The organism is Streptococcus oralis, from assembly GCF_023109195.1.
Classification (GTDB): Bacteria; Bacillota; Bacilli; order Lactobacillales; family Streptococcaceae; genus Streptococcus; species Streptococcus oralis_BV.
Window position 1 is genome coordinate 18,718 of record NZ_JALDUB010000007.1, and the last position, 14,359, is coordinate 33,076.

General features: G+C 41.7%; 9 protein-coding genes. 5 read left to right on the forward strand and 4 right to left on the reverse strand.

The window, feature by feature from the left end; translation table 11 throughout:
• Position 1: 1 nt before the first annotated feature.
• The gene (locus M1F65_RS09750) at positions 2-1,294 is read right to left on the reverse strand and encodes a sugar ABC transporter permease (RefSeq protein WP_247925910.1); all 1,293 of its coding nucleotides are present in this window, start codon (positions 1,292-1,294) and stop codon (positions 2-4) included.
• A 126-nt stretch (positions 1,295-1,420) separates the two neighbouring features.
• A complete protein-coding gene (locus M1F65_RS09755; RefSeq protein WP_000095458.1) occupies positions 1,421-2,692 on the reverse strand; it encodes an extracellular solute-binding protein in 1,272 nt (423 codons plus the stop codon).
• Positions 2,693-3,165: 473 nt separating this feature from the next.
• Here M1F65_RS09755 and malQ point away from each other — a divergent pair, with 473 nt between their 5' ends.
• Positions 3,166-4,683, forward strand: a complete 1,518-nt coding sequence (malQ, locus tag M1F65_RS09760) for a 4-alpha-glucanotransferase (RefSeq protein ID WP_049519144.1) — start codon at positions 3,166-3,168, stop codon at positions 4,681-4,683.
• A 24-nt stretch (positions 4,684-4,707) separates the two neighbouring features.
• Complete coding sequence (gene glgP, locus M1F65_RS09765; protein WP_049549819.1) at positions 4,708-6,966, forward strand: glycogen/starch/alpha-glucan family phosphorylase; 2,259 nt, start codon at positions 4,708-4,710, stop codon at positions 6,964-6,966.
• A 62-nt stretch (positions 6,967-7,028) separates the two neighbouring features.
• Here glgP and M1F65_RS09770 read toward each other — a convergent pair whose 3' ends face one another.
• A complete protein-coding gene (locus M1F65_RS09770) occupies positions 7,029-7,877 on the reverse strand; it encodes a putative RNA methyltransferase (RefSeq protein ID WP_044020094.1) in 849 nt (282 codons plus the stop codon).
• A 151-nt stretch (positions 7,878-8,028) separates the two neighbouring features.
• Between M1F65_RS09770 and M1F65_RS09775 the strand changes: the two genes are divergently transcribed.
• The gene (locus M1F65_RS09775; RefSeq protein WP_000910910.1) at positions 8,029-8,307 is read left to right on the forward strand and encodes a DUF6110 family protein; all 279 of its coding nucleotides are present in this window, start codon (positions 8,029-8,031) and stop codon (positions 8,305-8,307) included.
• 1 nt (position 8,308) lies between these two features.
• Complete coding sequence (locus M1F65_RS09780; protein WP_000008775.1) at positions 8,309-10,369, forward strand: heavy metal translocating P-type ATPase; 2,061 nt, start codon at positions 8,309-8,311, stop codon at positions 10,367-10,369.
• Positions 10,370-10,446: 77 nt separating this feature from the next.
• Here the strand turns inward: M1F65_RS09780 and tyrS are convergent, their stop codons facing one another.
• Positions 10,447-11,703: a tyrosine--tRNA ligase gene (gene tyrS, locus M1F65_RS09785; protein WP_065371432.1), complete on the reverse strand. Its 1,257-nt coding sequence runs from the start codon at positions 11,701-11,703 to the stop codon at positions 10,447-10,449.
• Between the two features lie 140 nt (positions 11,704-11,843).
• Between tyrS and pbp1b the strand changes: the two genes are divergently transcribed.
• Positions 11,844-14,351 (forward strand): penicillin-binding protein PBP1B, encoded by a 2,508-nt coding sequence (gene pbp1b / locus M1F65_RS09790; protein WP_084944790.1) that lies wholly within the window; start codon positions 11,844-11,846, stop codon positions 14,349-14,351.
• Positions 14,352-14,359 lie beyond the last annotated feature (8 nt).

Consider the following 14,359-nt stretch of genomic DNA (forward strand, 5'->3'; position numbering starts at 1 on the left):
CTTAGACGTCCTCCATATCAAATGCGTGTAGTTTCTTGAATGCGATCATAGAGATAGAGATGACAATGATAGAGATGATCAAGGTAACAGCTGCCGCCATAGAGTATTGAGGAGATGTACCTGTTGTCAAACGATAAATCCATGAGATCAAGATATCAGTTGAACCGGCTCCACCACCAACGCTACCAGGACCTCCGCCGTTGAAGAGGTACATGATAGAGAAGTTGTTAAAGTTGAAGGTGTATTGGCTGATCAATGTTGGTGCCGCAACAGCCAAAATCATAGGGAAAGTGATGTTGCGGAATTTTTGCCAAGCATTGGCACCATCGATGTAAGCCGCTTCGTAGAGGTCGTTAGGAATCGACTGCAAGATACCCAAAGTCAAAACGTAGATGTATGGGAATCCTAGCCAACCTTGCATCATAATCAAGGCAATCTTAGTCCAAGTTGGGTCTGTTTTCCAAGGGATAAGCGCTCCGTCAAGGAAAGGAAGGACCTTAGCCAAGATAGGCAATACTTGAGTGTTGATCGCTCCGACACTATCGTTAAACATGTTTGAGAATGTCAAGATAGTGATGAAGGCTGGAACAGCCCAAGGAAGAAGGAAAATAACACCAAAGATACGTTTTCCTTTGATAAATGGTTGGTTAGCAATGATTGCTGTGAAGATACCAATCACAATCTGCAAAGTAGAAGCAGACAAGGCCCAGATGATGGTCCAAGAAAGAACCGCACCGAAGGCTGAACGGAAGGTACTTAAGCTCCAGATATTAGTGAAGTTCGTCAAGCCAACCCAGTCCAACAATTTGTTTGGTGGTAAGTGTTGGAAGTCATAGTTGGTAAAGGCAATCATCAAGGTTACGATAACTGGGAAGATAATTGCAAATGTCATTGCTACATACGATGGGATAATCAAAAGGTATGGGAATCCATTCTCATAAATACCTTTGATCATATCTTTAAAAGTACGTGGGACAGGAATTCCATTGTTAATACGTTTTGCGATTGTATATGCATCTTTAATATTTGAGAAATAAAAGAGCACATAAACGACTACAAAGATTAAATGGAAGGCACCACGAATCAGCATAAAGAGGGAATTATCACGACCTGGCTTGTCACCAAGAGTGATCAAATTGTGCAATTCCGGCGCAGCAAGTGCTAGGAAATAAAGAACAAATACGATAGTTACACCAAGGAAGATAAAACCTTTGGCCTTTTGTTTATTGTAAATCTGTCCTAACCCAGGAATCACTGAAAGCAAGGCTGCTTTGCTAGGTTGTTGGTTTTCCATGAATACTCCTTTCATAGGATACGAGATTGAAGTTTGTCTCCAATCACTAGATAGGCAACTGCAATCATTCGTAAATTTATAAAATCAAAGGGGGATCTGTATTCTCCCCCCTTGTAACGAATTCAATTATTCACCAAATTTTTGTTTGATTGTTTCTTTGATCAATGTTACAGCATCGTTAGCAGCTGTCTTAGCATCTTTCTTACCGCTTACAGCGTCAAAGAGCATTGTTTTAGCTGGATCCCAAACAGCTGACATTTGAGAAATGTTTGGCATTGGTTGAGCGTTCTTGAACTGTTTGATAACAGCTGTTGTCAACTCATCGTTTTTACCTTCAGCGTATGAACGAGCTTCAGTGTTAGCTGGGATTTCGTTAGTTGCATCGTAGAATGCTTTTTGTTGTTCAGTTGAAACAAGGAAGTCTACAAATTTTTGTGCAGCTTCAAGGTTCTTAGTGCTTGATGGGATGATCCAAGCTTTACCACCACCGAATGGTGTGTATTCTTTACCATTTGGAAGAGTTGGAATAGTAGCAACACCGTAGTTTACTTTAGCATCTTTGAATGCTTGAGCTTTCCAAGGACCGTCGATGATAGCAGCTGTTTTACCTTCTTGGAATTGAGTTTGGATCAAGTTTGCAGCACCTTCAGTATCTTGCATACCTTTAGGCCATTTTTCATACCAAGATTTAGCGTAGTTGACACCAGTGATAGAACCGTCGTTTGCAAGACCGATGTCTTTAGCGTCTTTACCGTTTTGTCCGAATACGTAACCACCGTTACCAGCAAGAAGTCCGTATGCGTAGTAGAAGTTTGTCCAGTCAGCTAGGAATGCAGTAGTTTTGCCATCTTCACCAGCGAAAGCGTATTTGCTGTCTTTAGCAAGTTCTTCTAATTCAGCAAAAGTTTTTGGAGCTTCTTTAAGCAAGTCTTTGTTGTAGTACATAACAAGTGACTCAATAACGGCAGGAGCACCGTAAACTTTACCGTCAGCAGCTGTTACAAGAGATTTAGTTTTATCATCTGTTTTTGCACCATCGCTCAAAGTAACTTCTGAAAGTTGTCCGTCAGTACCAAGGCTACCTACGCGGTCGTATGGTGCCATCATAACGTCAGCAGCTTGACCTGATTGGTTGTCAAGTGAAAGTTTGTCAAGTCCACCAAGTTGGTCACCTGATTTGATGTTAACTTTTGTACCTGATTCTTTTTCATAAGCTGCAGCAACTTTTTCAGCGTAGGCTTTGTATTGGTCTTCAACGTAGAAAGTGATTTCTTTTGCTTCAGATGAACCAGAATCAGCAGCCTTATCAGCAGTTTTGCTTCCGCAAGCTACCAAAAGTAAGCTAGCAAGAGTAGCAGTTCCAAGCACAGCAGCGCTCTTCATGAATTTAGATGACATAGTGTATTCCTCCTAAAGAATAACAAAAATAATTTAATGAGAAAACGCAAACGTTTTCTTTTATGAGCCTAGTATAGCACAAATAGAAAACGGTTGCAAGCTTTTTTAAAAAGTTTTTTAAAAAAATTTTAAGGTTTCAAACATTTATTAAAGCCATTATATAGGAAAGAACTTAAAATGTTTGTTTTTTTGAATTGAAAATATATTAGGAAAACGATTGCGTAAATTCGGTTCGCTTTTTCAGAAAATAGAGCAGATATTGGGAATGAATTATCTTAAATCAGAAAATCTTTAAAATTTTTTCGCTTATTTCATAAAATATCAGTGGCAACAAGTTTTGTTTGATTAAAATAATTCAAAAAAATTTTTTAAAAACGCTTGCATTTGTTTTTGAAATGCGTTATACTTAAATTAACGCAAACGTTTGCGCCTTAATTGCGCAACGTTTTATAACAAACACATGAGGTGCTATTATGAAAAAACGTCAAAGTGGTGTGTTGATGCACATCTCTTCTCTGCCAGGAGCATACGGGATTGGATCATTTGGCCAGACTGCTTATGATTTCGTTGATTTCTTGGTTCGTACGAAGCAACGTTACTGGCAAATCCTCCCTCTTGGGACAACAAGCTATGGAGATTCTCCATACCAATCATTCTCAGCCTTTGCTGGAAATACGCATTTTATCGACCTTGATATCTTGGTAGAGCAAGGCTTGTTGGAAGCTAGCGATCTCGAAGGTGTTGACTTTGGTAGCGATGCATCTGAAGTTGACTATGCGAAGATTTATTATGCACGTCGTCCGCTTTTAGAAAAAGCAGTCAAACGCTTCTTGGAAGTGGGTGATGTCAAAGATTTTGAGAAGTTTGCTAAAGACAACCAATCATGGCTCGAACTCTTCGCAGAATATATGGCTATCAAAGAGCATTTTGACAATCTTGCTTGGACAGAATGGCCAGATGCAGATGCTCGTGCTCGTAAAGCTTCAGCACTTGAAAGCTACCGTGAGAAATTGGCAGACAAGTTGGTTTACCACCGTGTGACTCAATACTTCTTCTTCCAACAATGGTTGAAATTGAAAGCCTATGCTAACGATAACCACATCGAAATTGTTGGGGACATGCCTATCTACGTAGCGGAAGATTCAAGCGACATGTGGGCAAATCCACATCTCTTTAAGACAGATGCCAATGGTAAAGCAACTTGTATCGCAGGATGCCCACCAGATGAGTTTTCTGCCACTGGTCAGCTTTGGGGGAACCCAATCTATGACTGGGAAGCAATGGACAAAGACGGTTACAAATGGTGGATTGAACGTTTGCGCGAAAGCTTCAAGATCTACGATATCGTTCGTATTGACCACTTCCGCGGGTTCGAATCTTACTGGGAAATTCCTGCTGGTTCCGATACAGCAGCACCTGGTAAATGGGTGAAAGGTCCAGGCTACAAACTCTTCGCAGCCGTTAAGGAAGAGCTTGGTGAGCTAAACATCATCGCAGAAGACCTTGGTTTCATGACAGATGAAGTCATCGAGTTGCGTGAAAGCACTGGCTTCCCAGGGATGAAGATTCTTCAGTTTGCCTTCAACCCAGAAGACGAAAGTATCGATAGCCCACACTTGGCGCCTACCAACTCTGTTATGTACACAGGAACACACGATAATAATACGGTTCTTGGTTGGTACCGTAACGAGATCGATGATGCGACACGTGAGTACATGGCTCGCTACACGAACCGTAAAGAATACGAAACAGTGCCACACGCTATGCTTCGTACAGTCTTTTCATCCGTTAGCTTCATGGCTATTGCAACCATGCAAGACTTGCTAGAACTAGATGAGTCAGCTCGTATGAACTTCCCATCTACCCTTGGTGGAAACTGGTCTTGGCGTATGACTGAAGATCAATTGACACCAGCTGTTGAAGAAACTTTGCTTGACTTGACTACAATTTATCGCCGAATCAATGAAAATTTGGTAGAATTAAAGAAATAAGACATTATCAGGAGACACATAAACATGTTACCATTAAACGAATTTGTACAAAAACGTTACAATAAAACCATTGCAGAATGTAGCAATGAAGAGCTTTACCTTGCTCTTCTTAACTACAGCAAGCTTGCTAGCAGTCAAAAACCAGTCAACACTGGTAAGAAAAAAGTTTACTACATCTCAGCTGAGTTCTTGATCGGTAAACTCTTGTCAAATAACTTGATTAACCTTGGTCTTTACGACGATGTGAAAAAAGAACTTGCAGCTGCAGGTAAAGAGTTGATCGAAATCGAAGAAGTAGAATTGGAACCATCACTTGGTAACGGTGGTTTGGGACGTTTGGCAGCCTGCTTTATCGACTCAATCGCTACACTTGGTTTGAATGGTGACGGTGTTGGATTGAACTACCACTTCGGTCTTTTCCAACAAGTTCTTAAAAACAACCAACAAGAAACGATTCCTAACGCTTGGTTGACTGAGCAAAACTGGTTGGTACGCTCAAGCCGTAGCTACCAAGTGCCATTTGCACACTTCACATTGACATCTACTCTTTACGATATCGATGTACCTGGTTACAAGACAGCTACTAAAAACCGCTTGCGTTTGTTTGACTTGGATTCAGTTGATTCTTCTATCATCGAAGATGGTATCAACTTTGACAAGACAGATATCGCTCGCAACTTGACTCTCTTCCTTTACCCAGACGATAGCGACAAGCAAGGTGAATTGCTCCGTATCTTCCAACAATACTTCATGGTTTCAAACGGTGCGCAATTAATCATCGACGAAGCGATCGAAAAAGGAAGCAACTTGCATGACCTTGCGGACTATGCAGTTGTACAAATCAACGATACTCACCCATCAATGGTGATTCCTGAATTGATCCGTCTCTTGACTGCACGTGGTATCGAGCTTGATGAAGCAATCTCAATCGTTCGTAGCATGACTGCCTACACTAACCACACAATCCTTGCTGAAGCCCTTGAAAAATGGCCTCTTGAATTCTTGGAAGAAGTGGTTCCTCACTTGGTACCAATCATCAAAGAATTGGACCGTCGTGTGAAAGCAGAATACAAAGACCCAGCTGTTCAAATCATTGATGAAAACGACCGTGTACACATGGCTCACATGGATATCCACTACGGATACAGTGTTAACGGGGTAGCAGCACTCCACACTGAAATCTTGAAGAATTCAGAGTTGAAAGCTTTCTACGACATCTACCCAGAAAAATTCAACAACAAAACAAACGGTATCACATTCCGTCGTTGGCTCATGCATGCCAACCCAAGACTGTCTCACTACTTGGATGAGATTATTGGAGAGGGTTGGCACCATGAAGCGGATGAGCTTGAAAAACTCTTGTCATACGAAGACAAGGCTGCTGTCAAAGAAAAATTGGAAAGCATCAAAGCTCACAACAAGCGCAAATTGGCTCGTCACTTGAAAGAACACCAAGGTGTGGAAATCAATACAAACTCTATCTTTGATATCCAAATCAAACGTCTCCACGAGTACAAACGCCAACAAATGAACGCTTTGTATGTGATTCACAAATACCTTGACATCAAGGCTGGGAACATCCCTGCTCGTCCAATCACAGTATTCTTTGGTGGTAAAGCAGCTCCTGCCTACACAATCGCCCAAGACATCATCCACTTGATCCTTTGCTTGTCAGAAGTGATTGCAAACGATCCAGCAGTAGCTCCACACTTGCAAGTCGTAATGGTTGAAAACTACAACGTTACTGCAGCAAGCTTCTTGATCCCAGCATGTGACATCTCAGAACAAATCTCACTTGCTTCTAAAGAAGCTTCAGGTACTGGTAACATGAAATTCATGTTGAACGGAGCCTTGACTCTTGGTACTATGGACGGTGCTAACGTGGAAATCGCTGAGTTGGTTGGCGACGAAAACATCTACATCTTTGGTGAAGATTCAGAAACTGTTATCGACCTTTACGCAAAAGCAGCTTACAAATCAAGCGAATTCTATGCTCGTGAAGCTATCAAACCTTTGGTTGACTTCATTGTGAGCGATGCTGTTCTTGCAGTAGGTAAGAAAGAACGCTTGGAACGTCTTTACAACGAATTGATCAAAAAAGACTGGTTCATGACTCTCCTTGACTTGGAAGACTACATCAAAGTCAAAGAGCAAATGCTTGCTGACTACGAAGACCGTGACGCATGGTTGGATAAAGTCATCGTTAACATTTCTAAAGCAGGATTCTTCTCATCTGACCGTACAATCGCTCAGTACAACGAAGATATCTGGCACTTGAACTAATAATTACATAACTTAAACCCGTACCTTGAAGGTGCGGGTTTTGTCTTATCTGAAAGTTTTATTTACAGTGCTTTCCCAACCAAAATCTCTGCCTCAATGGTAATCTCTGTCAGTTGACTCCAGTCAATTTTGGTCTGGTCAACATGAAAGAGAAGGGGGGTCATGCTAAGTAAAGCTTGGCGTTGCTCGGCTGTGATGGGTTTGGTTAGGGAAGCTATTTGGATAGATTGGATGCTGAAGTATTCCTGGAAATGTTCCTTGATATCTTGGTTGGAATAGTCCTTGTTTGTCAGCTGGTCTTGTACCCTTTGACGGATTTCTTTGAGGTGATTTTCAGTCGGGATGACCTTGATCAAGATGCCATCTTTGGATAAAACGCGACGGAATTCCCCATAGTTGGCAGGTGAAAAGATGTCGAGCAGGATATCCATACTGGCGTCTTTTATAGGAAGTCGAGCCAGGTCACCGACAAACCAATTAACTGACCAGTTGAGTTCACTTTTAGCTGCGATTTGGACCGAGTCTTTTGAAATGTCAAAGGCATAGAAGGTTTTATCAGAGTGACTTTCTTGGAGTTTACGAGAGTAGAAACCTTCGCCACAACCGATATCCAAGACTGTTTTTGCGGATGGATTAGTTGTTAGTAAGTCCGAGATACCTTCTAAAATAGCCTGATAAAAACCAGCTTCAAGAATTTGCTGGCGGTTTTGGAAGTTTTCCTTGTCGTAGTTGGCAGATTGCTTGATTTGCGGAGCCAAGTTGACATAGCCGAATTTTGCCAGATCAAAAGAATGGCGGTTGCTACACTTGAGGCTAGACTCTACCAAGGCCAGATTTTCTTGGCAGATAGGGCAGGAAAAGGCAGTCGCAGAAGCAAAACGCTGAAGTTTGGGTTTGAGGTTTGTATTCATAGTTTAAGTGTATCAAAAGAGGCAAATGAAAGCAACTTTAGAAATAAGTAGATGGGAGATTCAGTAGAAATAAAACTAATTCTCCAATTTATAGAATAAAATTGCTTTTATATCTAAATTTCTATATAATAATGATAAGGAGGAAATAAGTATGTTAAAAGAAGTATTAACCGTTGCAAAAGTTGCGAAAAAATCATCACTCTTTTTGGGTGGTGTCGCATTTGGTACCCTTGGTTTGAAAATCTTGGCAAGTAAGGAAGCTAAAAAAGGTTATTCTAAAGCTTTGGCTAAGGCTTACAAGTTGAAAGACGGGCTAGATGCATCTGTTTCTGTTGTGAAACAACATGGAGACGATGTCTTGCAAGATGCCAAATATTTGTACGAGCAAGAGAAAAAAGAAGAGCAATTAGATAGCCTTATAGGAGAATAATATGTCTTTTAAAGTGCTACATAGAGGATACCAACATATCCGACTATCATCTTCTTTTTCACTCACCTTGGATATTCAAGACTATCTTCGTTCCTTGGCGAGAGATGAAAAGGGGATTGAGTCTATCCAGTTTTACATGGATCAACAGCACTTTACTCTACGCATAAAAGAAGGCTTTTCTGTATTAGATAATGCAGAAGCCTTTTTAAAAAGAATTGATAAAGGGAAAGTTTCTGAGTTGATGACTCTTCCCATTCGTAGAGAAGAGAGTGCTTATTCTATTGTTTCAGGTGCAGCGATTAAGCGTGTACTTTTTCGTAGTTTTGTGCCGTATCCTATTCGCTATATATGGACTTGTTATCAGGCTTTGGGTTATATTAGAGAAGCCTATCAAACACTAGCGCGTAAGGAACTAACGATGGAAGTCTTGGACTGTTCGGCGATTTTATTGTCCTTGTTTATGAACCAATCCAAGACAGCTAGCAATATCATGTTTATGCTTGATTTGGGGAATCATTTAGATCAGTGGTCTTTGAAAAAAACTGCAACAGATTTAGAACAAAGCCTTCTTGCAAAAGAGAGCGACGTATTCTTAGTACAGGGCGATACGGTTGTTAGTATCAAGAGTTCCGATGTTCAAATAGGAGATGTCTTGGTCCTATCTCAAGGAAATGAAATTCTGTTTGATGGACAAGTAGTTTCAGGTTTAGGTATGGTCAACGAAAGTTCCTTGACGGGAGAGAGTTTTCCAGTTGAAAAAAGAGAGTCTGATTTGGTTTGTGCAAATACAGTATTAGAAACTGGAGAGTTACGCATTCGTGTAACCGATAATCAGATGAACAGCCGGATTTTACAACTGATTGAGTTAATGAAGAAATCTGAAGAAAACAAGAAAACGAAACAACGCTATTTCATCAAGATGGCGGATAAGGTCGTCAAATATAATTTCTTGGGGGCTGGGCTAACTTACCTATTAACAGGTTCTTTTTCTAAGGCTATTTCTTTCCTATTAGTCGATTTCTCCTGCGCTTTGAAAATCTCTACTCCTGTAGCTTATTTGACAGCTATCAAGGAGGGGTTGAACCGTGAAATGGTGATTAAGGATGGGGATGTTCTGGAGAAATATCTGGAAGTTGATACTTTCTTGTTTGATAAGACGGGAACAATCACAACTAGTTATCCTATAGTTGAAAAGGTGTTACCTTTTGGGGACTATAGTGAGGAAGATATTCTCAGAATCAGTGCCTGTCTTGAGGAACACATTTATCATCCTATTGCTAATGCCATCGTCAAGCAAGCTGAGATAGAGGGAATTGAACATGAGGAAATGCATGGGAAACTCCAATATATTGCAAGCAAGGGGATCAAATCTCATATAGATGGCCAACCAGTTCTTATTGGGAATTATGTCTTGATGCAGGATGAGCAGATTCATATCAGTTCAGAACAAAATGCTTTAATTGAAGAGTACAAGAGTCACTACAATCTCTTATTCTTGGCTTATCAGAATGAATTGATTGGAATGTTCTGCATTCATACTCCTTTGAGAAAAGAAGCAAAAGCAGCCTTGGAGAAACTTAAGGCACAAGGGAAAAAATTGATTCTGGCAACAGGGGACACCTTGGTTAGGACAGAGGAATTAGTCAAAGATTTGCCCTTTGATCAGGTCTATACAGACTTGAAACCTGATGGGAAATTTGAGTTAGTAGAGGAACTGCAGAAAGCAGGTCACACGATTTTGATGGTTGGAGATGGATTGAATGACTCAGCGGCTCTAACCCTATCAGATATCGGTGTGGTGATGAATGAGAGTGCAGATATTTCTAAGCAGATGAGCGATATCTTATTGTTAGATAATCGTTTGGATTTCTTCCAAGAGTTGGATTGGCTATCATCATCTTTGCAAACACTCATCAAGAAGAATATTCAAGATACCGTTGTCGTAAATAGTAGTTTGATTGGCTTTGGCTTGTTTAATTGGCTCAGTCCTTCAAACCTCTCTATCCTACATAATCTAACAACCTTACGCATAGTCCTGCGTAGCCTGTCTATTAAGGGATAGGTGGGGACTATTCACAGCAAAAAGGAGTTACCTTTCTCGAGGGTAACTCCTTTGTTTATAGGTAAATGTTTAACAATTTAGTAAGTCAACACAAAGTATTTCTTCTTCCCGCGGCGGATAACAGTGAGTTCGTTTTCTAACTTATCTGCGTCACTCAAGACATAGTCAAGGTCTTGGATACGGTCGCCGTTGACGTAGATAGCTCCGTTTTGGACGTCTTCACGGGCTTGGCGTTTTGAATTCACCACACCAGATGACACGAGGAGTTCCACGATATTGTGGTTTTCGTCTGCTTTTACTTGGTAGTTTGGCACTCCACGAAGTCCTTGTTTGAGTTCTTTGACAGAAAGGTTTTTGATGTTTCCAGCAAAGAGTTGCTCGGTGATGTTGAGGGCTTCCTTGTAGGCTTCTTCGCCGTGAACAAGAGTCACAACTTCACGAGCCAAGACTTTCTGAGCCAAGCGTTCGTGTGGCGCCACTTCAAATTGTTTTCGGATGTCTTCAATTTCATCCAGTGACAAGAAGGTAAAGATCTTCAAGAAGCGAACAGCGTCAGCATCCATCACGTTCATCCAGAATTGGTACATTTCGTATGGAGAAGTCTTTTCAGGGTTGAGCCAGACTGCGTTCCCTTCTGATTTACCAAATTTCTTACCGGTTGCATCTGTAATGAGTGGCACTGTGATAACGTGACCAGTCTTATCAGCCTTACGACGAAGCAATTCGGTACCAGCTGTCATATTTCCCCACTGGTCAGAACCACCGATTTGCAGGGTAACATTGTGCTCTTGGTTAAGGACGTAGAAGTCATATCCTTGCATGATTTGGTAAGCGAACTCAGTGTAAGAAATCCCTGTCTCGATCCGTTTCTTCACAGACTCCTTGCTCATCATGTAGTTGACAGTGAAGTATTTTCCGATATCACGGAGGAAGTCGATGAAGCTGATGCTGCCAAACCAGTCGTAGTTATTGACCATGACAGCTTTGTTTTCACCATTTTCAAAGTCAAGAAAACGAGAAAGTTGTCCTTGGATAGACTTGACCCAGCCATCTACTGTGTCTTTTGTTTGGAGACTACGCTCAGCATCTTTGAAGGACGGATCTCCGATGAGACCTGTAGCACCGCCAACGAGCGCATAAGGTTTGTGACCTGCTAATTGCAAACGACGACTGGTCAAGATTGCGACAAGGTGGCCTAGGTGAAGGCTGTCAGCAGTTGGATCGTAGCCAGTATAATAAGAAACTTGACCTTCTTCTAGGGCTTTGCGCAAAGCTTCTTCATCAGTCGTTTGAAAAATCAAACCACGCTCTTTTAGCTCATCAAAAATGTGCATGTGTCTTTTCTCCTTTATAAAATATTGTTTCTACCTATTGTATCACAAACTTGATTAATAGCCTAGTAGAATAGGGAAGAAAGTGGCTATTTTATTGAAAGTTTCCCTTTTATGGTATAATAGAGAAAGCGAGGACATTCATGAAAGAAAGAATTAATGAATTAAAAACAAAAATGCTGCATTTTTTCCAGCAGCTAATGCAACGAATTGCAAAATGGAAGAAAAGACTAGCAGAAAAACTGGCTAATAAGAAAACCGGTAAAAAGGGGACCTCTTCTGACAAAGTTGGAAGGGCAGGGTCTATTTTTGCTAAGATTTTAAGTGGGTTTAAAATAGTCTTTAATACTCTCTTTATCTTAGGCTTTATCGGTGGACTGTTTGGCGCTGGTGTGGCTATGGGTTATGGAGTCGCTCTATTTGACAAGGCCCAGGTGCCTCAAGCAGAAGAGTTGGTCAAGCAAGTGAAGGATATTGCCTCCATCTCAGAAATCACTTATTCTGACGGTAGTACCATTGCCTCGATCGAGGGCGATTTATTGCGCACTTCAGTCGCTTCAGATGCTATCTCAGACAACCTTAAGAAAGCCATTGTTGCGACAGAGGACGAGCATTTCAATGAGCACAAGGGAGTTGTGCCTAAGGCCGTTATTCGTGCGACCTTGGGAACCTTTGTCGGTCTAGGCTCGTCTAGTGGTGGTTCGACCTTGACCCAGCAGGTCATCAAGCAGCAAGTGGTGGGGGATGCTCCAACTCTAGCTCGTAAGGCTAAAGAGATTATTGATGCTCTTGCTTTAGAAAGGGCCATGGGTAAGGATGAGATTTTGACAACCTACCTTAACATAGCTCCTTTTGGTCGCAATCATAAAGGTCAAAATATTGCAGGTGCCCAGCAGGCTGCGGAAGGAATCTTTGGGGTCAATGCTTCGGATTTAACGGTCCCTCAAGCTGCCTTTATCGCAGGATTGCCACAGAGTCCAATCAGTTATTCTCCTTATGAATCTGATGGTAGTATGAAGAGTGATGAGGACATGGCTTTGGGAATCAAGCGTGCCAAGGATGTCCTCTACAACATGTACCGAACAGGGGCTCTAAGTCAGGAAGACTACGATAAGTACAAAGATTATGACTTTAAGAAAGATTTCCTACCATCAGGTAGTGTTAGCGGTACTTCGCGTGACTATCTCTACTATGCAACCTTGGCAGAAGCTACTGACCGCATGTACGACTACCTCGTCCAACGAGATAATGTTTCTGCGCAAGAATTAAAGAATGAGTCCATTCAGAAATCCTATCGCGATCTAGCCACTAAGGAAATTGAAAATGGTGGATATAAGATTACGACAACTATCAATAAAAATGTTCATGCTGCGATGCAAAATGCGGTTGCGACCTACGGCTATCTGCTAGATGATTCGACAGGTCAGCCTGAGGTGGGGAATGTCCTCATGGACAACCAAACAGGAGCTATTCTTGGATTTGTTGGTGGTCGTAATTATCAAGAAAATCAGAACAATCACGCTATCGATACCAAGCGTTCTCCAGCTTCAACCACAAAACCTATATTGGCCTATGGTATCGCTATTGACCAAGGTTTGATGGGGAGTGCAAGTATCTTATCAAACTATCCTACCAACTTCTCAAACGGGAATCCCATCATGTATGTCAATAGTCCTGGTACAGGTATGATGACCTTGGGAGAAGCCCTGAACTATTCATGGAACATTCCAGCCTACTGGACTTATCGTACGCTTCGAGAGAAGGGTGTCGATGTCAAGGGCTATATGGAAAAAATGGGTTATGAAATCCCAGAATATGGCATTGAAAGTTTACCGATGGGTGGAGGAATTGAGGTTACAGTTGCTCAGCATACCAACGGGTATCAAACTCTGGCCAACAATGGAGTTTACCATAAGAAACATATGATCGCGAAGATCGAGTCAACGGATGGCAGATTGGTATACGAGCACAAGGATGAGCCTGTCCAAGTTTATTCAAAAGCGACAGCAACCATCATGCAAAGTCTCCTTCGGGATGTCATTTCATCTCGGATTACTTCAAGTTTCCAGACGGACTTGACGACTATCAATCCATCCCTAGCTCGTGCTGACTGGATTGGAAAAACTGGTACGACCAATGAAGATGAAAATATGTGGCTCATGCTTTCTACACCTCGCTTGACTTTGGGTGGCTGGTTAGGTCACGACGACAACCGACCACTAGCCAAAGGAGCAGGCCACTACCGCAATGCCAACTATATGGCCCACTTGGTCAATGCTATCCAACAAGCTGAACCTGGAATATGGGGGAATGAGCGCTTTAACCTGGATCCAAGTGTGACCAAGTCACAAGTTCTCCGATCTACAGGACAAAAACCAGGCAAGGTTTCTATCAATGGGAAAGAAATAGAAGTTTCTGGATCAACAGTAACGAGCTACTGGGCGACTAAAGAAGGTGCCCCAGTGACCACCTATCGCTTTGCTATTGGAGGAAGCGATGCAGATTATCTGAACGCATGGAAGAATATTCTAGGAAGCATTCCAGCAGTGACTCCTCCAAGCTCAAGTTCAAGCAGTAGCTCTGGAAGTTCAAGTTCGAGTGGCAATACTCAAAGTGGTTCTTCAGGACGTTCACGTTTATTTAATCGTTAAGAAAGAGT